The 22,036-nt window shown below is 49.6% G+C and carries 17 protein-coding genes and 1 riboswitch; of the genes, 13 read left to right on the top strand and 4 right to left on the bottom strand.

Annotated features, from left to right (window positions below):
• Positions 1 to 57: 57 nt before the first annotated feature.
• Positions 58 to 2,028, bottom strand: coding sequence for an LTA synthase family protein (locus tag EYB31_RS08240; protein WP_131012805.1), 1,971 nt, complete (start codon positions 2,026 to 2,028; stop codon positions 58 to 60).
• A 179-nt stretch (positions 2,029 to 2,207) separates the two neighbouring features.
• Between EYB31_RS08240 and EYB31_RS08245 the strand changes: the two genes are divergently transcribed.
• The 8 genes from EYB31_RS08245 (at position 2,208) to EYB31_RS08280 (ending at position 13,854) form a co-directional block, all read left to right on the top strand.
• Positions 2,208 to 3,500: a M48 family metallopeptidase gene (locus EYB31_RS08245; protein WP_165452299.1), complete on the top strand. Its 1,293-nt coding sequence runs from the start codon at positions 2,208 to 2,210 to the stop codon at positions 3,498 to 3,500.
• Between the two features lie 260 nt (positions 3,501 to 3,760).
• Positions 3,761 to 4,975 (top strand): MFS transporter, encoded by a 1,215-nt coding sequence (locus EYB31_RS08250; RefSeq protein WP_131012807.1) that lies wholly within the window; start codon positions 3,761 to 3,763, stop codon positions 4,973 to 4,975.
• Complete coding sequence (locus EYB31_RS08255) at positions 4,972 to 7,212, top strand: AAA family ATPase (RefSeq protein ID WP_131012808.1); 2,241 nt, start codon at positions 4,972 to 4,974, stop codon at positions 7,210 to 7,212. The genes EYB31_RS08250 and EYB31_RS08255 overlap by 4 nt, the downstream gene beginning before the upstream one ends.
• Positions 7,213 to 7,251: 39 nt before the next feature.
• Positions 7,252 to 7,611 (top strand): GIY-YIG nuclease family protein, encoded by a 360-nt coding sequence (locus EYB31_RS08260; RefSeq protein ID WP_131012809.1) that lies wholly within the window; start codon positions 7,252 to 7,254, stop codon positions 7,609 to 7,611.
• A gap of 199 nt (positions 7,612 to 7,810) precedes the next feature.
• Positions 7,811 to 9,955, top strand: coding sequence for a DNA topoisomerase III (locus EYB31_RS08265; RefSeq protein ID WP_131012810.1), 2,145 nt, complete (start codon positions 7,811 to 7,813; stop codon positions 9,953 to 9,955).
• 228 nt (positions 9,956 to 10,183) lie between these two features.
• Positions 10,184 to 11,194 carry a 2-oxoacid:acceptor oxidoreductase family protein gene (locus EYB31_RS08270; protein WP_131012811.1) on the top strand — a complete coding sequence of 337 codons (1,011 nt, stop codon included), beginning with the start codon at positions 10,184 to 10,186 and terminating at the stop codon, positions 11,192 to 11,194.
• A 35-nt stretch (positions 11,195 to 11,229) separates the two neighbouring features.
• A complete protein-coding gene (locus EYB31_RS08275; protein WP_131012812.1) occupies positions 11,230 to 13,536 on the top strand; it encodes a thiamine pyrophosphate-dependent enzyme in 2,307 nt (768 codons plus the stop codon).
• A 78-nt stretch (positions 13,537 to 13,614) separates the two neighbouring features.
• Positions 13,615 to 13,854, top strand: coding sequence for a hypothetical protein (locus EYB31_RS08280; protein ID WP_131012813.1), 240 nt, complete (start codon positions 13,615 to 13,617; stop codon positions 13,852 to 13,854).
• A gap of 85 nt (positions 13,855 to 13,939) precedes the next feature.
• Here EYB31_RS08280 and EYB31_RS08285 read toward each other — a convergent pair whose 3' ends face one another.
• Positions 13,940 to 14,437: a hypothetical protein gene (locus EYB31_RS08285; RefSeq protein WP_165452300.1), complete on the bottom strand. Its 498-nt coding sequence runs from the start codon at positions 14,435 to 14,437 to the stop codon at positions 13,940 to 13,942.
• 190 nt (positions 14,438 to 14,627) lie between these two features.
• Positions 14,628 to 14,726: riboswitch (purine riboswitch) on the top strand.
• 58 nt (positions 14,727 to 14,784) lie between these two features.
• Here EYB31_RS08285 and EYB31_RS08290 point away from each other — a divergent pair.
• The 5 genes from EYB31_RS08290 (at position 14,785) to EYB31_RS08310 (ending at position 19,728) form a co-directional block, all read left to right on the top strand.
• Complete coding sequence (locus EYB31_RS08290; RefSeq protein WP_131012815.1) at positions 14,785 to 16,224, top strand: NAD(P)/FAD-dependent oxidoreductase; 1,440 nt, start codon at positions 14,785 to 14,787, stop codon at positions 16,222 to 16,224.
• Between the two features lie 88 nt (positions 16,225 to 16,312).
• Positions 16,313 to 16,825 (top strand): ADP-heptose synthase, encoded by a 513-nt coding sequence (locus EYB31_RS08295; protein WP_131012816.1) that lies wholly within the window; start codon positions 16,313 to 16,315, stop codon positions 16,823 to 16,825.
• A gap of 44 nt (positions 16,826 to 16,869) precedes the next feature.
• Positions 16,870 to 17,805, top strand: coding sequence for a D-2-hydroxyacid dehydrogenase (locus tag EYB31_RS08300; RefSeq protein ID WP_131012817.1), 936 nt, complete (start codon positions 16,870 to 16,872; stop codon positions 17,803 to 17,805).
• Positions 17,806 to 17,839: 34 nt separating this feature from the next.
• A complete protein-coding gene (gene rarD, locus EYB31_RS08305; protein ID WP_131012818.1) occupies positions 17,840 to 18,730 on the top strand; it encodes an EamA family transporter RarD in 891 nt (296 codons plus the stop codon).
• A 119-nt stretch (positions 18,731 to 18,849) separates the two neighbouring features.
• Complete coding sequence (locus EYB31_RS08310) at positions 18,850 to 19,728, top strand: aldo/keto reductase (protein ID WP_131012819.1); 879 nt, start codon at positions 18,850 to 18,852, stop codon at positions 19,726 to 19,728.
• A 15-nt stretch (positions 19,729 to 19,743) separates the two neighbouring features.
• Here EYB31_RS08310 and EYB31_RS08315 read toward each other — a convergent pair whose 3' ends face one another.
• The gene (locus tag EYB31_RS08315) at positions 19,744 to 20,874 is read right to left on the bottom strand and encodes a Ger(x)C family spore germination protein (RefSeq protein ID WP_131012820.1); all 1,131 of its coding nucleotides are present in this window, start codon (positions 20,872 to 20,874) and stop codon (positions 19,744 to 19,746) included.
• Entirely contained in the window at positions 20,871 to 22,028 is a 1,158-nt protein-coding gene (locus EYB31_RS08320; RefSeq protein ID WP_131012821.1) for a Ger(x)C family spore germination protein, read from the bottom strand. The genes EYB31_RS08315 and EYB31_RS08320 overlap by 4 nt, the downstream gene beginning before the upstream one ends.
• Between the last annotated feature and the right edge of the window lie 8 nt (positions 22,029 to 22,036).

Here is a 22,036-nt window from a genome sequence, read left to right on the forward strand (position 1 = left end):
AGGGATACACTCCACCGTACCCCCACCGATCTTCCGAAGGGATACACTCCACCGTACTTACTCTTTTTCGTCCGCGTTCAGCGTTGATTCGGGATCTTTCTGCGCAAATTCGGCATTGTAGTTGGGCAGCGCGGCTTTGGTTAAATAATCGTGGTCGATGTAGCCGGCCAAATATTGCTTGCCGAACAACTGATCGTATTGCACTTGCCTGTAGTCGTTGACCAGACTTTCGGCTTCCGCAGGGACCGAGGTGTGCAGGTTTTGGTCCTTGTCGACGACCAAACCGCCAAGCAAACCGGGAACGGATTTAAATACTTCGGAACTAAGCGCGAATTGCGCCGGTTTTTCCATATTTAATCGGTCAAGAATATAAGCACCTAAGAAAGAATCGCTGATCGTTGGCACTTGTTCTTGCGGCATATCGAAATTGGACCACACCACAAGCGGCACACTGTGCATTTTTTTCGTTTCCTCCAGCGACCATTCGCTTGTGTTGCTTGACGAGATGAAGCCGCCCTCCTTATATACCTGATAGTCATTGCCAAGCATAGGAAGGTGATCTCCATAAAATACGATGATCGTCGGTTGGTCGGAATTCGAGTAATGATCGATCAATGTTTTTAAGCTTTGATCGGCATCGTGAGCGCCTTGCGTATAAGTTTCCAAAATGTTTTTGGCTTGTTCGCTCAAATTGCCTTCGGCTTTAATCGGGTTGGTGCCGTATCTCATGTCGTCGTACGGACCATGATTTTGCATCGTGACCGCGTAAATAAACGACGGCCGTTCCGAATCGTCGACTTGTTTAATAATACTTTTCGCAACTTCCTGGTCGGAAATAAAATCGCCCTTGTATTCCGGATTGTCAAAATGATCTTTGCTCATGAAACCTTCAAAGCCCATCTGTTTATACACTTGTTCCCGGTTCCAGAACCAGCCTTCATAGGAATGGATCGCCATGCTTTTATAACCTTTGTCCTCAAAGTAACTGGCAAGGGTAGGGACAGGTTTGCTGATATATTGCTGGTAAGGAACGGAGCCGTTTGGCAAAAAGCTCATCGAATCGCCGGTCAGCACTTCAAATTCAACGTTGCTGGTTCCTCCGCCAAATTGCGGGGAAAGCAGGTAACCCGAAGTCGATTCCTTTTGCAATTGATGGATCGTTGGCACGGGATCTTCGCTGAATGTGACTCCCGGCAGCAAAGTCGGATCCCAGAATGCTTCGTTCATAATAAAAATGACGTTTGGCGATTGGCCGTCGGATGAAGCCGGCAGCGAGGCCAATTTGGCTTGCGGGGTGGCCAGGTTTTGCGCTACCTGGGCGATGGCCGCCTCGTTATAGCCTTCCGGTTTGGCGACAATGCTATTCTTGACATTCATGGTAAAAGCGAGCGCCAAGCCGTTGTCCCCGTAATTTTGCTCCTGGTTCCACACAATTTCGCTGACGCCGGCACGATCTAGAATTTTGCCGATTTCCGCCGTTTTCATCGAAAACGAATATAAAGCCACAAGCGACAGTACGGCGAAGCCGGCACGGTACATCAGCGGCATGGAAAGCCGCGGCAGCAGCAAGGTTACCGCCAGCACAGCAACCACAGCGACACCCACCATAACGATTATGCGCAGCTGCGCCGAGCCTGTTACGAGGGAGGCGATGTCCATACTTTCTTTGTGCTGCATGATGTCCCATGGAAAAAACGGCTGGCCGACAAGCGACGACTTGAAATAATTAATAAGCGACATTAAACCTACTACAATCGTCGACAGGCTGACCGAAATAAACAAAGAACCAAGCAAGCTGTACAATAAGAGCAGTAAAAACAATACAAGCAGCGCATTAAGAGAAGCTATAGGCAGGTTGCCGCTAATCCATCCGAGCGTCCCCGTTATGGAGCCGCGCTGAACAAACTCCATGCCAAACATCAGCAGGAAAGGAGCAGCGATTAATACAAGCAGAATAAATGCATATTTTATGAGTGGATTGCGCTCTAGTGATGCCGTTCGTTTTCTAATCCTTTTTATCGGATTCATTTAATTTCCTCCTAACACTTTTAAGTAATGTAAACTCATTGTAAAGGTTGAATCTTAAATTAAGATGAAGTAAACGGTTGAATGACAAATGTTGTACGGGCATATTGTTTAAAATGGAGGAGGAAGCTTACACTGTAAATGAGTCGAAATCCATTTTTAGGACAGGATGTGTGGGAATTTTGAAAAAAGCACTGTGGGTATGGGCCGGGATTCTGATCGTATATATCGCTGCCGTTTCCGCGTATTTTCATTACCAGCCAGCAGGTTATGTCCCCGAATCGCTCCGCGGCGGACCCGCAGATCCGGCAACTTTTATGACCGCTGACAAGATCGAGAGCATTCATAAGCTGAGCACAGTGAAATATATTTCTTATTTCATATCTACGCCGCTCGAGTGGACGATCATGGCGCTGCTGCTTGTGTTTGGCGTATCGGCGTGGTTCCGCAATAAGGCGGAGGCGGTTTTTTCCGCATCGTTTCTGCGGCTTGGACTTTTTTTATTGATGTTCCAGCTTACGTTTCAACTGCTTGAGCTGCCGCTTGATATTTTTTTGCACCGGCTGAATATGGACTACGGTTTATCCAACCAGTCCTTCGGCTCATGGATGGGGGACTTGGCCAAAAGTTTTGGGGTTAACTTCATCGTATCGCTGGTCATTTACGGTTTGCTGATGTGGGTGATGAAAAAAAGCCCGCGGCGCTGGTGGCTGTGGGGCTGGCTTGCTTCGATTCCGCTTGCTTTGTTTTTTTCGCTAGTTCAGCCGATTGTGCTGGATCCCGTTTTTAACGATTTCAAACCGCTCCAGGATCAGCAGCTGAAGCAGGATATTTTAAAGCTGGCCGGGGAGGCCGGCATACCGGCCGATCAAGTGTATCAGGTCGATAAGTCCAAGCAGACCAATACGATTAACGCGTACGTAAACGGAATCGGTCCGTCGACACGGATTGTGCTGTGGGATACCACGCTGCAAAAGCTCAAGAAAGACGAAATTTTGTTTATTATGGCACATGAGATGGGACATTATGTCAGACATCATGTGTTGTGGGGAACGTTGTACGGGATTGCGGAAAGTTTCGCAGGCTTCTGGTTTGTGTATTTGTTATGGGAGGCGGTTCGTTCGCGGTGGGGAGCGGCGATGGGGCTGCGCGGCAGGTTAGATATTGCAGGTTTGCCGGTATTGCTGCTGATCGTGAATGTGCTGACCTTTGCCGCGGCGCCGCTGGATAACGCCGTTTCGCGCAATCATGAGCACAGCGCCGACCAATACGCGATTTCGCTGATGCAGGATTCGGGAGCGGGTGTACGGGCATTTCAACAATTGGCGGCCAATAGCTTGTCGGATGTGAATCCGCCGAAGCTGGTGCAGTTTTTTCTGGGGACTCATCCGACGCTGGCCGAAAGAATCGATTATTTTCAGCATTACCCGATAACGGGGGACAGCCACCAATACGAACAACGTACGTTAAGCTAAAATGTAGTTCAAACAAGCCGAAATTTCCTTTCGTTTAGGAAATCCGGCTTTTTTTTGTGCTTATTTTCGCCCCAAACCTCTGACGTTCAAAACGACTTGTAAAAAAAGGCGCTTAAAACCGGTTGACTCACGACGAAAACGAAGATATATTGAATAAGTAATTTAGTAAATTAGTAATTTAGTAAATGGCGGACGATGAAAAGATTAAGAAACGTCGGCGCACATTATTAAAAACGATGAAGGGATTTGGGGTATTCAACATGTTTAAAAATCGTTATGTTCGAACTATTGTTTGTTCCCGAGTGCTGTTGCAGCTGGGAATTTGGATCCGCAATTATGCCGTGTTGCTTTATGTCACCGATTTAACGAATAACGATCCGGTTTATGTATCGCTGATTTCGGTTGCGGAATTCGCTCCGATCTTTCTCTTCGCTCTGATTGGCGGGACATTTGCCGACCGATGGCGGCCGAAACGTACGATGGTATGGAGCGATCTGCTCTCCGGCTTATCCGTTGGGGTTGTGCTGCTTGCCGTCATGAATGGCGGATGGACCGCGCTGCTCATCGGTTCTTTTGTTTCCGCCAGCCTGTCTCAATTTTCTCAGCCTTCGGCTATGAAGTTGTACAAACAACACGTGCCGGGCGAACAGTTGCAAGGAGTGATGGCATTATCCCAAACGGTGATTGCCGTTTTTACGGTGTTGGGTCCGGTCACAGGCACGTTTATTTTCTTACAATTTGGCATTAATGTGTCCCTTGTCCTGACGGCAATTCTGTTCCTGGGGTCTTCGCTTGTGTTATCTTCGCTTCCCCGTGACGCGGAGGAGGCAAGTTCGAGTGGCGAGGGGAGCTTCATGAAGGAGCTGACGGCCGGACTGAGGTATATCGGGTCCAATCGATCCTTAAGAACGCTTTGCTTGACGTTTGCGGCAATTGGCTTGGCATCAGGACTAACTCAGCCGCTTCAGATTTTTCTTGTGATGGAAAAACTGGGTCAAAGCAAATCATTTCTGCAATGGTTGGTGATGACGAATGGGGCAGCCATGTTGGTTGGCGGAGCTGTCATCATGGGGATCGCCAAAAAGGTGCAGCCCCAGTTGCTGCTCATGGCAGGCCTGATTGTTACGGCAATTTGTACCGCAGCAATGGGAGCGTCAGAAATGGTATGGCTAACGATCGTTTTATTAGTCATCAGCGGTTTGTTTTTCCCAAGTATTCAAAGCGGAATCCAGACGCTGCTTGTGCGGAATACGGAAGGGGCCTTTATCGGGCGGGTAATGGGAGCGATCATGCCTGTTTTTATGGGGATGATGGTCATTGGCATGTTCATATCCGGTTATCTAAAAAATACGTTTTCTTTGCTAACGGTTTATCTGCTCAGCGGCGGGTTGATTCTGGTTGGAGCGCTTCTGCTGCTGCCTCTCATGACGAAGAAAAAAACAAAGTCTACGAATAAGGAGGATCCATCGCCATGACTGAATATGAATATTACTTGTCACCGTCTAGACAACTGACAGATGCGGAAAAACAGCTTGTTTGGAAAAAGCCGTTAACGCATCAAATCAGCGAAGAAGAACGGCGCATCAGTCAAGAAATAAAGCGCAACTGGCATCGCGGGGAAATGAAAATAGCCAATATTTTGCTGGAAGGCGACGCAGGTTCCGGTAAAACGCAGCTTGCCAAAGCATTATCGGCGAACTTCGGGCTGCCTTATACGAAAGTAACCTGTTTTGCCGATATGGATAAATCGGATATTATTGGCGCCATTTTGCCGGTTATTTCATCAGAACAATTAGCTGCATTGGAGCCGGAAGAGCAGACCGTCTTAAACGCATTATATGAAAGCGGCGGTTTTCACAGCATCACGGAAGTTGTGATGGAGGTATTGGGGATTACACAAGAGCAGGCTGCCTCAAAAATGAAACAAATCCTAAAGCTTGTTTCGCAAAACAATGACACAGCAGCGGTAGAATACCGGTTTTACCCGTCGGAGATCGTCAGAGCTTATCGACAAGGGTATCTTCTGGAAATCCAAGAACCAAACGTGATTCGCGACGCTGCCGTATTGATGGCGTTAAACTCTGCCTTAGAGCTGGATGGCAGCATCAACCTTCCCACTGAAATCGTTAGAAGGCACCCGGATTTCATAACGGTCATCACTACCAACCGCAGTTATGCAGGAGCCCGGCCGCTTAACGAAGCGCTGCGCGACAGAGTTCAGCACTCGGAGAAGATGGATCTGCCGGGCAAAGAAATCATGGTGGAGCGAGCGATAGCGAAAACCGGTTTTCACGATGAAAAGGTATTGGCTGTTTTGGCGGATAGCATTATTATTTTGGACAAAACGGCCCGGGCTCATGCAATCAAAGGTGTAGCCGGAATGCGTTCCTTGTTCTACTGGACAGATGCGATTGCCGGAGGAGCTTCCGCCAAACAATCGCTTTATCACAAAGTCATTTACAAGATCACAACCGATTCCGACGAAATCAAATTGCTGGAAGATGCGCTTCGAAACCATGGTTTGATGGCCGGCTTGGAGGGAATCGATAAAGAAGAAGCCGATAAGAAAGAGATCGACAAAATGGACGTAAAAAAGCAAAACGGCAGCGATGCGGTAGAGATCAGAACATGGGGAGACATAGACGATGCCGATTTTGACAGTGATCACAGTGCAGAAGAGCAGGGGATATCGGTAAAAAAATCTGCAGATAGCGAAGAAAGCTCCTCCCATACTTCTGACGATTTGGCTTATATGGAAAGTGCAGATTTGGGGGAAGATGGGTCCCCCCAATACCATCAGGCAAATCCTGAGCCGATGTCAGAGGAGGCGAAAGCAAGAGACCGTGATTTTCGTAAAAAGCTGAATCGAGACGCCCGGGAAGTTGTGTCTGCATCTATTCATAACAAGGTGAAACTTATCGTTCATCGTCCGGATTACGACAAGGAAAACCAACGGGAATACGTCAGATTAAGCAAGGGGCTTATGCCTATTGTGCAGGAAATCGCCAGAAAGACACTCCCGCTTTTGGAGCATGAGCTGTCTAACGAGTTTGCGAGGAATCGTTATTATGGCGGAAAATTTCAAGCGGACAGCGTTGCTTACAGGGATTACAAGTATTTTGCGAAAAAACGCCCTCCTACTGAATTTCCTTCCCTTGCGGTAGGTTTAAGGGTTGATGAATCCGCATCAATGGCAGCTTTCGGGAGACTGGAAGCAGCAAAGCGGGCCGTAATCGCGGTATATGAATATTGTCAAATTTGTAATATTCCCATCCTGATCTACGGCGATACTGCGGATGTTTCCAAGATCGAACAAATGTCGATTTTCGCATATACTGGCATGGATAAGACGGATCCCAACGATCGCTACAGACTCATGAAAATTCAAGCCAGAAGCAACAATCGGGATGGAATGGCTCTGCGCATCATGGCGGAACAGCTGGTTAACTCGCCGCAACAGACCAAACTGCTGGTTAGCATAAGTGACGGACAACCCAAAGCGATGGACAACTATACAGGAAGTTATGCCGTTACAGACATGCAGCAAACGATTGAACAATTTGAACGGAAAGGAATTACTTTTCTTGCGGCTGCCATAGGTCAAGACAAAGATGTAATTAGTGACATCTATGGGAACGAACGATTTTTGGATATAACCCATTTACATGAGTTCCCTGCACAATTAGTTCGAATCATCGCCCGGTATGTATAGTTTTTAATCATACTCATAACTACGATAGGAGTGAAATCAATGGACAGAAATAAACGCAAGGAGCTTTTGGAAGATTACAAGCAGATCAAGACGTATATGGGTGTCGCCCAAATCAAAAACCATGTTAACGGCAAAATCTTTATCGACAGCTACCCCAATTTGAAAAACAAATGGCTCACCTTAAAGATGCAGCTGGACGCAGGGAGATTCGCTAACGCCGGGCTGCAGAAGGACTGGAAGCAATTCGGAGCCGATGCGTTTACTTATGAGGTGCTGGAGCAAAAGGAAAGCGACAAGGTGACGGACATGCGCTGGGAGCAGAAGCAAATTTTAAAACCGTGGTTCGAGAAGTTACAGCCTTTCGGAGACAGCGGATATAACAAATCTGAGAGGGATTAAACACATATAAGATATATAGACAAGAAAAAAAGGTTAGAGGTAGGCCCGTCAATTAACAGATTGGCGGGTTTTTGATTACATAACATATATTATGTAAACTAAATTCCGCTCCAAGGAAAGTTCAATATCTCCGGCCCAATATGTTATGATAAAATAACGTCTTTTTATCCAAATACTACACATTCAGAGGAGAACATACATGAAATCGCTTGTACTCGCCGAAAAGCCAAGTGTCGCCAAAGAATTGGCGCGTGTTCTTGGCTGCAGCCAGAAGCAGAAAAGTTATTTTGAAGGGCCGAAATACGTTGTTACCTGGGCGCTGGGACATCTTGTAGAGCTGGCGGAGCCGGAAGACTACGATGCAAAATATAAAACGTGGAACCTTGAAGACCTGCCGCTGCTGCCGCAAAAAATGAACCTGAAGGTCATCCGCGAAACGGGAAATCAATTTCGCGCAGTTTCCGATTTGTGCAAACGCGGCGACTTAAGCGAATTGATTATCGCTACCGATGCAGGGCGCGAGGGAGAGCTGGTAGCCCGCTGGATCATGGAGCTTGTCCGCTGGCGCAAGCCTTTTAAGCGGTTGTGGATTTCTTCGCAGACGGATAAGGCGATTCAGGAAGGTTTCGCCCGGCTGAAACCGGGCCGTGACTATGATAATTTGTACGCTTCGGCTGTATGCCGTGCGGAAGCGGACTGGCTGATCGGCCTGAACGTCACGCGGGCGCTGACCAGCAAATTTAACGCCCAACTGTCCGCCGGACGTGTGCAAACGCCAACCTTGGCGATGATGATGGGAAGAGAGCAGGAAATTCGGCGGTTCGTGCCGGTTCCTTATGCGACAGTGAGCGCTGACTTCGGTTCTTTCCAGGCGCAGTGGAGAAGCGGCGAGCAGCAGGATGGCCGTATCTTTGATAAGACGCAAGCCGATTCGCTTGTATCCAAGCTGAAGCGCTGCTCCGCGGCCAAGGTCACCCGCCTGTCCACCACGGGAAAAAGCGAACCGCACCCGCAGCCCTACGATTTGACCGAGCTGCAGCGCGATGCGAACAACAAGCTTGGCTTCTCCGCCAAGATGACTTCATCGGTGCTGCAGCGGCTGTATGAGCAGCATAAGCTGGTCACTTATCCGCGAACCGATTCGCGGTATTTGTCCAGCGATATGGTGCCGACATTTAAGGGCCGGCTGGAAAGCATTGCGGTAGGGCCTTATGCGCCGCTGGCGAGACCGCTGCTGCGCAAGCCGCTGAATGTGACCAAACGGTTTGTCGACGACAGCAAAGTGACGGATCACCATGCGATTATTCCAACCGAGCAATACGTCAACTTAAGCGCCTTATCGAATGAGGAACGCAAGCTGTACGACCTGATTGCCCGCAGATTTATTGCTTTGTTTTATCCGGCCTATCAATATGATGAAACCAGCGTCGCCCTGCAGGCGGAAGGCGAAACTTTCTATGCCAAAGGAAGGATACAGAAGGACGCGGGCTGGAAAGAAGTTTACCAGAACGCCGGCGCTTCTGCGTTTACGGATGCCGACGACGATGCCGAAGAACGCGAGCCCGCCGGGCAGCTGCTCCCGCCGCTTAAGATGGGGGATTCGGTGCCGATGAAATCGTGCCGCCTCTCCGAGCACAAGACGAAGCCGCCTGCCCGTTACACCGAAGCTACGCTGTTGACGCAAATGGAGAAGCACAATCTGGGTACGCCGGCAACACGTGCGGATATTATCGAGAAGCTGCTGTCCAGCCAAACGATCGAGCGCCAGCAAAACCGGCTGGTCCCGACGCAAAAGGGCCAGCAGTTGATCGACCTGGTGCCGGCCGATCTGCGGTCCCCTGAGCTGACCGCCAAATGGGAGAGCGAGCTGGAGAGCATTGCCAAAGGCCGCGGCGACAAAACGAAGTTTTTGGCCGCGATTCGCGAGCAAACCGTCCATCATGTGGCTGAAGTGAAAAAAAGCGACGCCAGCTACCGTCCGCATAATCTGACCTCTTCGCGTTGTCCGGACTGCGGCAAGCCGATGCTGGAGCATAACGGGAAACGCGGCAAAATGCTGGTCTGCTCCGACAGGGAATGCGGATACCGCCGCGCCACCGAAGCGCCGTTGTCGAACAAACGCTGCCCGCAATGTCATAAAAAGATGGAAATTCATACCGGCAAAAACGGCAAATATGCCCAATGCCGCCACTGCAACGTCATCGAGATGCTTGGCGAGAAGGGCGGACGCGTCAATAAAAAACAGCAAGCTCAGCTGATTTCGCAATACAGCGATCAGATGGAACTGACCAGCAGTCTCGGCGATGCGCTGAAAGCGGCGCTTTCACGCAATGACGGGGAATAAATCGCTTTTCCATAACTAGACCTTACCGGCTGCTCCAAGCGAATCTGGAGCAGCCTTTTTTTAGGAGAAATTGCCCAAGGAAAAATTTTTTCCCAAAAGAGGATTTTGTCGACCTATTTAGAATATATTTAATTAGTTCTATATTTTTTAATTTTTCAGTTAATTCTCAACCCATTCTCAATTAAGTCCATCATTCATGTGTTGCACAATGGAAAGGAGTCATCGAAATTGGTCAACTTACCAAAAACAAACGAGCTTGGATTCTTTGAAATTCGCTTGGAATCCATCGGGGGGCTTGGAGCCAATCTTGCCGGCAAAATGCTTGCGGAAGCCGGGATCATGGGCGTTAACCTCAATGGGGTCAGCTTTTCGTCCTACGGGTCCGAAAAGAAAGGTTCCCCGGTTAAAGCGCATATCCGCTTTTGCGATATCGATACCAACATCCGCGATACGTCTCCCGTCGAACGCCCGCATGTTGTTGGTGTTTTTCACGAAAATTTGGCGAAAACCGTCAATGTCGTCAGCGGCATCTACGAAGATACGATCGTACTTGTCAATTCCAAGAAATCGACCGAGACGCTGAAGGAAAACTTGAAGCTGCTTGGCGGCACCATCGCCGTAGTGGATGCGACGGGCATAGCTCTGGAAGAAAAGAACCGAGTGAACATGGCTATGCTGGGCGGTTTGTTCCGCTTGTGCCCATTCCTTGATGTGGAATATATGAAAGGCGTTATCCGCAAGTCGCTGGAGAAGAAATACCCGCAAGCCGTTCAACCGGCGATCAACACCTTTGAAAGAGGTTACAATGAAGTGCAGTTCCAGACGTTTTCGCTGGCTGAAGGCCAGACGATGCCGGCATTTATCCGCCAGGATACGCCGGTGCTGGGTTACGAAACGCAGCCAATCGGCGGCATGGTTGTGAACCCGGGCAACAGCATTCTGAAGGACCTCAGCATTTCCCGCGCCGGCATGATGCCTGGCTTTGACGATGAGAAATGCATTCATTGCGCCGCTTGCGACAACGTTTGTCCGGATTTCTGCTTCGTTTGGGAAGAACAGGCCGACAAGAAGGGCCGTCCGCAAATGTTTCTGCAAGGCATCGACTATCAATATTGCAAAGGTTGTTTGAAGTGCGTACAAGCATGCCCGACAGAGGCGCTTTCGAGCTTGATTGAAGTTGAAGGATACGAAGCCGAGCACCGCGTTCCGCATCGCTTTAATCTTGCTGTAAACGCTTAAGGTTATTAAATATACACAGAAGGGTGGAGTTACGTTTGGCAATCGATGTGAAAAAAGAGCTGCCGCAAGGTACTGTCGAGCAGCGTATCGTATATGAATCCGGCAATGAGATGGCGGCTTATGCAGCTCATCAAATTAACTATCACGTGATGGGGTATTTCCCGATCTCGCCTTCGACCGAGGTTGCGCAATTTTTGGACTTGATGAAAGCAAACGGCCAACACGACATCAAGCTGATTCCCGCTGACGGCGAACATGGCTCCGCCGGCGTCTGTTACGGCGCTTCCGCGGCAGGGGGCCGCGTATTTAATGCCACAAGTGCAAACGGTTACCTGTATATGCTGGAGCAGATGCCGGTCCAATCGGGCACGCGTTTTCCGATGGTGCTGAACTTGGTTTGCCGTTCCGTTTCCGGTCCGCTGAACATTCATGGCGACCATTCGGATTTATATTTCGCACTGAACACAGGCTGGCCGATCCTGATGTGCCGCGATCCGCAAGCCGTTTATGATATGAACATTATGGCCATCAAGCTGGCGGAGGACCCGGAGGTGCGTCTGCCGGTTATGGTCGCTTCCGACGGTTACTTTACGTCCCACCAGAAACGCCGCGTCATGACGTTTACGCATCGCAAGGATGTACACGACTTTATCGGTGAACTGCCTCCTGAAGGGTATGCGCACGTTCTTGACCGCAATAATCCGGTAACGGTCGGCCCGTACATGAACGAGCCGGACTACATCAACAACTGTTACCAGCAGTCGATGGCGATGTACCGTGCGGGCGACGTATTCGACCGCATTCAGAAGGAATACTTCGAGCTGACCGGACGCGAATATCCGATCCTCGATTTGTACAAGATGGAAGACGCCGAGGTTGCGGTATTTTTGATGAATTCGTCTTCCGAAATCATCAAGGACGTTGTCGACCAATTGCGCGAGAAGGGCATCAAGGCCGGATCGATCGCACCTAACATGATCCGCCCGTTCCCGGCGAAGCAAATCGCAGAAGCGCTGCGCAATGTGAAGGCGGTAACCGTAGGCGACCGCGCCGATTCATACGGCGGCCATGGCGGTAACATGACGATGGAAATCAAAGCCGCATTGTTTACGCATGGGGTGAAGGATATCCATGTGGTCAGCCGGATTTATGGCTTGGGCGGCAAAGACTTCTATGCCGAAGACGGTCATCAGATGTTCGAATATGCACTCGAAGCGCTCAAAGCCGGTAAAGTGGAGAAACCTTTCGATTACCACGGCCATACGCCGGGCGATCCGGCCAAAGCGCCAAAACGCGTGCTGGAGCCGATGAAATACGAAGACCTCAAAACCGGCCTGATTACAGTCAGTCCGGACGCAGCCACCGGCAAGGTCAATGTCAAAATTCCGCCGCTGCGTTCGCTTACGAAAAAACCAAAACGGATTGCCCCAGGTCACGGCGCATGTCCGGGCTGCGGCATTTTCTCCGGTCTGGAGTTGTTCTTCAAAGGTATTGAAGGCGACATCGTAGCGTTGTTCCAAACCGGCTGTGCAATGGTTGTGACGACAGGTTTCCCTTACTCCGCGCACAAAGCAACGTACATCCATAACTTGTTCCAGAACGGCGCAGCAACATTGTCCGGGGTTGTGGAAATGTTCTGGGAGCGTAAGCGCAGAGGCGAACTGGATCAATACGGCCTGAAAGACGACTTCACCTTTGTTATGGTCACCGGCGACGGCGGTATGGACATTGGGATGGGGCCGGCTATTGGCGCCGCATTACGCAACCATAAAATGATTATCTTGGAGTACGATAACGAAGGATATATGAACACAGGCGCGCAGCTGTCGTATTCGACGCCGATGGGCCACAGAACGTCGACCTCCAACGTTGGCAAACAGCAGGGCGGCAAAATGTTCCATCATAAGGATACGGCGCAAATTATGGCGGCAACCAATATTCCCTACGTATTCACTGGCTCCGAGGCCAGTCCGCAAGACTTGGTCAGAAAAGCGGCCAAAGCGCAGTGGTATGCGCAAAACGAAGGCCTCGTCTACGGCAAAATTCTCATCACTTGTCCGCTTAACTGGTTGTCCGAAGATAAGGACGGCTCGAATATTATCGGCGCGGCGGTGGATTCCTGCTTCTTCCCGCTGTACGAGATCGAACGTGGCGTGACAACGATTACCTACAATCCGGAAGACAAAAACAAGAAGGTTCCGCTGTCCGACTGGCTGAAGATGATGGGCAAAACCAAACATATGACAAGGCCCGAATACGACGCGTCTTACAAAGAGTTCGAACGGGAAGTGGAACGCCGTTGGGGCAGGCTGAAAGCAAGACACGAAAGCGAATATTTGTAAGCCGCCGGGTTGTAAAGGAGCTAATCTGTGCCTTACGTTCTTAAGCATAAAACCACATCGCAACTGTACTCTTGTTTGATGAAAAACAACTATAACCTCGTTTATTACGGGGTGAAGTATTGGGATTGGGAAGATGAAGCGAATAAAGAAGCCGCGGAGTTTCTTGGCGGGCAAGGAGCCGAGGATTCCGCTGAGTGGGAAGTGTTCCGGATGGAAGAAAACCGGATCAAGCTTTGCAACGTGAAGTTGAAAAGCAACCCGGCTCTTATCGTTTCGCTGACCGAAGAGGATCAGCTCAGAGTGCAGCCCCGGCCTTAAGCAAAAGGACGGGCGCCGGCACGCTGATTGGACTTTGAAATGAATAGAAAGGAGCGCCTGCCATGAATAAGCAGCGCTCCTTTTTTTATGTGCCAAATTCCATAATGAGTTGTTGAATTTTTTGCAGGCGGATATATTCATTTTTCTCAAGCTGAGGGCGGAAATAACCAAACATATAAGCCGCTTCCATAAAGGTAAGTCCCGGATAACAAGCGGTTTGCTGTATGGCGATCGGATTGTCCATAACAATCTGCCATTCGCCATCGCGTTCACCGGCCGGAATCGTTTCAAACACTTTCAGCTTCAAACGGGTTGTCTGCTCCAGCTCCGTCCATATCGATTGCCAGGATGGGCTGAACTTGGCAGGCACAGGAAACAGTTGGCGAGCTTTATCGATCAGCGCCAGCACATGTTGTGCTTCATCTTGCGTAAAGTGGCGGACACGCTCATGGAAATGTTCCTGCAGCTGATAAAACGAAGAGTATCCGCCTTGTGTAACCTCTTGCTGGAGTTCCGTCAACTGCTGCTCGCTTTCGGCTTGTTCGAGCCGCTCAAACAGCTCGCGGTTCATCGTGCTTTTCATGATCGTTTCCCCTTTTTTGGTGACTTGGAATAACTGTAGCATATTTCCAAAACGAAAAAAAGATTAGATTATCTCGAAACAGTAAAATCCGAACGTTCGTATTTATAATTGTCGAAACGATCCGTAGAATCCGAACTATAGACTATTGACACCCCAAAACAGTTCGTGTATTATCGATTTGTGTTCATCATATTGATCCTTATTTTCAATTCGTATATCCCCGTGATAAGGTCTGGGGGTTTCTACCAGGAGCCGTAAATTCCTGACTACGATTGGGTGCCGAAGTGTACCCTTTGGCGGTCAGGTTTTTTTGTGTTTGTTTACACCTATGAATGGAGGAAATGTAAATGAGCGTGTACGATTTTATCGTGGTAGGGGCCGGCCCGGCCGGAATATTTGCATGTTATGAAATGACTTTGAAGCACCCCCAGGCCAAGGTGCTGCTAATTGATAAAGGACATGACATATACAGTCGCAACTGTCCGATTCTTCAGGAGAAAATTAAGCTTTGTCCGCCGCCTGCGGGCAAAAAGGAGTTTGCCGGATGTTTGCCTGCTTGTTCGATTACCAGCGGTTTTGGCGGCGCAGGCGCTTACAGTGACGGCAAATTTAATATCACAACCGAATTCGGCGGCTGGATGACCGATTACTTAGCGCCTTCCAAAGTGCTCGATCTGATTCAATATGTGGACGGAATTAATTTGCAGCACGGGGCGACGGAGACGATTACCGACCCGACCACCGATGCGATCAAGCAAATCGAGCAGCGCGGTTACGCTGCCGGCTTAAAGCTGCTCCGCGCGCAGGTGCGCCATCTGGGAACGGAGCAAAATCTGCAAATTTTGCAAGCGATTTATGAATATTTAAAAACAAGAATCGACATGGTATTTAAAACCGAGGTTGAAGATATACTTACGGTAAAGGGCAAAGAAGGACATGCGATCAAAGGCATCCAGCTCAAATCCGGCGAAACGATGCAGGCTGATTTCGTCATGATTGCTCCGGGCCGGGACGGTTCCGTCTGGCTCAGCTCGATTCTGAAAAAAAGGCGTCTGAAAATGTACAATAACCAGGTAGACGTCGGCGTTCGTGTGGAAACATCGGACGTGGTCATGCGCGAAATCAACGAGCATTTATATGAAGGGAAATTTATTTTCAATACGTCCGTAGGCACACGGGTACGCACATTTTGCAGCAATCCTTCGGGTCATGTCGTTGTCGAGAATCACAGCGGCGTCATGGCCGCCAACGGCCATTCCTACAAGGATCCGGCGCTTGGCTCGCGCAACACGAACTTTGCTTTGCTGGTGTCGCACAGGTTTACCGAGCCTTTCGATAAACCTAACGAATATGCGCGTGAAATATGCAAGCGGGCCAATGATTTGTCAAGCGGCGGCGTAATTGTGCAGAAGTACGGAGACATTATGCGCGGCCGCCGCTCCACGGCAGACCGGATTAAGGAAGGATTTCTCGAACCTACGCTGCATGAAGCTGTTCCCGGCGATTTAGGGCTCGTATTGCCTTACAATACGATGAAAAGCTTAGTGGAGATGGTTGAGGCGCTGGATCAAGTCACTCCCGGCATTGCGTCGGAGCACACGTTGTTTTACGGAGTGGAAGCGAAGTTTTATTCGGCCCGTCCGAAATTGACGGACCGCTTCGAAACGGAAATCGAAGGCCTTTATTGCGGCGGCGACGGTGCGGGGATCACCCGCGGTTTGGCTCAAGCAGGCGCCGCGGGAGTATGGATTGCGCGCGGCGTCATCGAACGGATGAACCAAAAATAAAAGTGGACACCGGGGCGCCGCAAGGTTTATGATACTATGAGAATAACTGATGAGGCCGCATGCCGCTAGAAATGGGGGATTAAGAGCAATGCCTCGGCGTTTTGTCATAGAAGCCGTCATGATGACGATATACGGGCAATTGCTGAGCCCCAGCAATACCGTACAATATTATATTCCGTATTCCACGATCATGGAATTGTACGAGATGAAGGACCACCCGGAGCAGGTTATGCCCGATCCGGCCGATGACGCTCACGTTAAACAGAAAATCGCTGAATTGATTGCTTATTTCGAAGACTCGTTTAATAAAAAGAAGCTGGAGCGTGCTTTGGCTTCCGTCTGGCGTGAAAGCCCTCCGCTGCCGATCAACGATTTGGTCTCGCTGATCGTGGTGAACGCCATCGATAATGCGGAATACGGCGATGCCGTCGATCCGGTCGAAACGGAGCTGATCCTGACGTCCATGCGCACGCAGGCTCCCATATTGACCGATCAATTTGAGTTTATGGATAAAGTGATTGACGGTTCGATCCCGGTCCAGATGTTTGACATTGAAGATTTTGAATACGCATTGGAAGCGGACCATCCCCAATTCTTTTAAAGAAGAGGGGATTTTGCTTTTATACTACATAACAGAGGCGGATTATGGACATTCATCGCATTTTAGTGACAGGCAGGCTTTACCGTGAAATGGGTGAGATCCTGTCAGACAGCTCCCCAGATCGGGAGTACCGCTTTATCGCGGAAGATCAAGTTACTTTCGCGGATTACGATTGGGCCGATGCTTTTGTGGCGTTTAAGCCGGCGGCGAATTTTCATTTCGGGCAGCTGAAATGGATTCATGCTTTGGGGGCGGGGGTAGATGCCTTTCTTTCGCTGCCGAATTGGAAAGAGGATGTTGTTCTGACGCGGACTACCGGCGACTTCGGGCAAAAAATCGGCGAATACTGCTTAAGTTACATCTTGGCCGACAGCCAGCATCATGCCTTATTCCGCAGGCAGCAGTCCGATACATTATGGAAGCAGGCTGTTCCGACCCCTTCGAACCGGCTTGTTGCCGTTGTTTACGGTACAGGGTCTGTCGGGCGGCAGGTGGCAAAGGTGCTGTCATTATTAAACGTCACCGTATACGGCGTATCGTTGAGCGGCACGCCGCATCCTCATTTTCAACATGTATGTAAGCCGGACGAAGCCGCCGGTTTGTTGGCCGAGGCGGATTGGGTCATTAATACGCTGCCGCTTACTGCGGATACGCAAGGTCTTTTTCAGGAGACGCTTTTTGCCCGTATGATTCAATGCGGATTTATTAATGCGGGGAGAGGGGCTTCGGTGAACGAACCGGCGTTATTGCAGGCATTGCAAGCCGGGCACGTCAAGTGTGCTGTACTGGATGTGTTTGCGGAGGAGCCGCTGCGAAAGGAATCGGCTTTGTGGAGCCATCCCGGCGTGATCGTAACTCCGCATATTTCGGCTGTGACCAGTACGGAGGAAGCGGTCCAGACGTTTATTTGCACGCTTGCCGAGATGGAACGGGGAAACACGGACTTGCCGGGACTCGTTGACCGGACAAGAGGATATTGATACTCATAAATGTGCGCCGATGAAAGGAGATTCCATGCCGTTAGGAATTGTTTATGCATTGCTTGCTTATGTCGCATGGGGCTTGCTGCCACTGTATTGGAAGCTGTTCGCTTCCATGGAATCCATGGACATTTTGGCGTTTCGTGTGTTGTGGTCTTTTATTTTTGTCGTTATCGTGATCGGAGTGACCCGCCGGTGGAAGGAAGTGCGGCAGGTCTTCTCCAATCGTCAAACGACTTGGGCGATCGTGGCCGGCTCGCTTCTGATCAGCAGCAACTGGCTGCTCTTCATATGGGCGGTGAATCATGGGCAAGTGGTCGAGACAAGCCTTGGCTATTATATGAACCCGCTGCTTAATGTGGTGATCGCTGTCGTCTTTCTGAAAGAAAAGCTGAACCGCGGCCAATGGACCGCTATCGGGCTGGCGCTGATCGGCGTCATCGTGCTGACCGTCTCGCATGGCTCATTGCCCTGGATTTCGCTGTCGCTTGCGTTGACGTTCGCTTTGTACAGCGTGGTGAAGAAAAAAATCAAAGCCGATGCTATGCCCGGACTGGCAGGAGAAACGGCGATTGTACTGCCGATTGCCGTTATATATTTGTTGTTTTCCCAATCGGGAGAACAATCGGCAGCCGCAACGCTTAATGTGTTTCAATGGGTGATGCTGATTTTATCCGGAGCGGCAACGGCAATGCCGTTATACTGGTTTGCTCTGGCGGCCAAACGTCTTCCCTTGACGATTGTCGGTTTGGTTCAATATGTGGCTCCGTCAATCAGCTTAATGCTGGGCGTGCTTGTTTTTAAAGAGACGTTTACAACGGTTCATGCGGTCAGCTTTGCTATGATTTGGCTTGCGCTTGTCATTTTTACGTGGTCGTCGCTGGTGCGGCAATCCAAAATGCAGCAGGCTAAGCTGGATGCGTGAATGTGTGCCACTTACCTCCAGGATAGCTGCTCTCGTTTTTTTCACTCATAGGCGGGCAAGCTTTGAAGTATTATAATAGCTATAAAGCTTGTTTTATCCAAATGGAGGATGATCGATTAATGGAGACACGCAAACTGGGCCGATTGGGTCATGACAGCACCGTAGCCATGTACGGCGCAGCCAAACTAGGCAAAGTAACTCAAGAAGAAGCAGATGAATCGATTGAATTTGCTTTGGCTAACGGCATCAATCATTTCGACACGGCGGCAAGTTACGGCGACGCAGAGCTGCGGATGGGGCCGCTGATGAAGAAGTATCGCGACCGGCTGTTTTTGGCTACCAAAACGGGCGAACGCACCAAGGAAAAAGCGAAGGAGCAAATCTACCGCTCTCTGGAGCGCCTGCAGGTGGATTCCGTCGATCTGCTCCAGCTCCATGCCGTCGGCACCCTAGACGAGTTGGATAAATGTCTCGGCAAGGGCGGGGCGATTGAGGCGGCATTGGAAGCCAAAGATGAGGGCATCGTCAAAGCGATCGGCATCACCGGACACGGCCATCTGGCCCCTGCTACGCATCTGGAAGCGCTCAAACGGTTTCCTTTTGACACGGTGCTGAGTCCCTTGAACTACCGGCTGTATTCGATCCCGGAATACCGCGAGGCGTTTGATGCGCTGCTCGCCGAAACGGCCAAACAGAACGTGGCGCTGCGGGTCATTAAAGCGATCGCCAAAGGACCGTGGGGCGCCGAGCAAACCCGCAGCTATGCGACTTGGTACGAACCGTTCGACGAACAGACCGTTATCGACGCTTGCGTTCATTTTGTATTGTCGTTTCAAGGCATTACCAGCTTCGCCACCGCCGGCGATATTCGCCTGCTGTCCAAAATCGTCAGCGCCGTCGAACGCCATAAGGAAATGACGGATGAGACGTGTGAACAAATTTTAAGCGGCGTGGAACATTACGAAAGTCCGTTTGGCGCGCCGACTTCGATCGCCTAAATTTTGTGCGACGCCTTATCTGGTAGTAAGCCCGGAATGCGATAAACGCAAGTTCACGTCGATGGATGCAAGCGACGAATCCTTTAATTCAAACTTTTTGTCTTTATTCAGTTGTTTCCATTCTTTATAATGCTCCTTAAAAAATACATTTTCCAGCTGAAAAATATCGGCATGGATGCCCAGCCCTTGTCTGTAGGTGTATAAGATCTCCTGTTTGACGAGGGCTTCCGCTTTTTTGATGATCCCGTCTTCATCTGTTTTCTCCGCCATTTCCACGATATTTCCCGTCAACTCCAACTTCAGGGAAAATTTCGGCTCTCCGTCAACAAGACTGCTTTTAAAATGATGCTGTGGTTTCCCAAGCGACAAAACGACCTTTACATTGTTTTGTTCGACCATGATAGGGGAGCGCAGTGTAGATTTCGTCATCCATCTAAGCCCTTTCAGCTGCTTGTCCCCAAGCCGACCATAAAATTGTTTGTCGTTAAAAAGAAAGGCTCCGTCCATAATTAATTTGGGATCGGGTTTGTTGTCCCGGGTCCAATGCGTTGTGTTGATATTTAAAGAAGGCAAGATGACCGTTTTCCCCGGTTCCTGTTTATCGCCCATAAAATACATATAGCGGATCGGTTCAATCCAGGCCCTCTGGCGATACGTTTCCGTCGGTTCATGAGAAATCGTGTCCAGCTCGGATAAGTTGTAAAAAGCCGGTGTGGTCATCAACTCCCCAATATCGCGTTGAGTGCCGAAGATCCAAGGCGTTTTCCGGAATTCCCGGTATCGGCTGAGCGCGTCGTTAAAATTATCAGTCCCTTGTTTTAAGGCCCTCTCCGTAATCATGATAGAGGTGACTTGACTCCACAATATACGCTGCTGCGAGGTTCGATACAAATCGTTTAATGCCAGGTTATATGCTTTTCCTTTCCCTTTGCCAACCCACGTGGTCGCAGGTGTGGCTGGACGTCCGCTTTCTTGTTTGGCCACCGCGGAAAAATCAAGCAGTTGGCCGTAGGCAATATATTCGTTGTCGACGTAATCGAAGCCAAGCGCCGTAATATAGTTTTGGTTCTCAATATTGTGGAGATCCCAGCATCCCGTAAGACCAAACAGAAGAGGGATCAACGCAAGCCGCAGCCAATTCTTCATTTATTATCCCCCCGGGTTCCTTTTCCCGTAGTAAGCCCTGTATGGACCAGACGTATCGCAACGTTCACATCTGCGAGCGATGATTCCTTCAGATCAAAGGAATTGGAATTGGCAAGTTGTTTCCAGACCTTGTAATGATCTTTGTAGAGGCTATTCTCCAGCTGATAAATGTCCACATGCCGCTGCAGCGCCTGCTTGAACGTGGATAACACTTCCTGCTTCACCGTTTCCTCAGCAAGCCGCTGAAGCTCCTCTTCGCCGATAGGAGCGTCCATTTCCGTTACATTTCCTTTAAGTCGGATCCTTATCGAAAATACCGGCTGTCCGGAAACGATACGGCTGCCGATATGATAAACCGGATTCTCAAGGGATATCACCGCGGCCACTTTGTTGTTTGTTTCTACGCCCAAGGGGGTGCGCTTCGTCTCGGGAGCGAGCCAGCGGCGTCCTTTAAGCTGATCTTCATTCAGCCATCCTTGAAGTTGGCCGTGATTTAAAACAAACGCGCCGTTTATTTCCAGCTTGGTATCCGGCATTCCATTTCTAGCCCATTGGTTGTTATTGATGCCAAGCGTCGGCAGTATCGCCGATTTGCCGGGCTCAAAATAATCGGCAATAAAGCTCATGTAATGGACCGGCGGAATCATGGAATGCTGACGGAATATTTCGAGCGGATCGTGAAGAATAGTGGCGATACCCGATAAATTGAAAAAAGCAGATGTCGTAAACAGCTGCTCCATATTTTCCTGTGTACCGTAAATCCAAGGAATAAAGCGGTTTTCCCGATAGCGCGTATATCCGTCGTTTAATTCCTCGATGCCGTGCCGGATGACTCTTTCCGATAGAACTACCGCTGTCACATGACTCCAGATGATTTTTTCTTGAGCAGAGCTGTATAAGTCGTTTGCCGCCATATTCACTGTGGGACCTTTCCCTTTGCCAACCCATGTGCTGGCGGGAGTATTCGATTTCGCCCCCATTTGTCTGGAAACTGCGCCAAAATCAAGCACCTGGGTATACATGATGTATTCATTATTGACGTAGTCAAATCCCATGGCGGATACATAATTCGTATTTTCTATATTATGTATGTCCCAACATCCGCTCAGTAAGCTTGTACTTAATAATAACAGCAGCAGGAGATGCTTTTTCATGTGGTTAC

It is taken from the genome of Paenibacillus thalictri (genome assembly GCF_004307995.1).
Classification (GTDB): Bacteria; Bacillota; Bacilli; order Paenibacillales; family NBRC-103111; genus Paenibacillus_AF; species Paenibacillus_AF thalictri.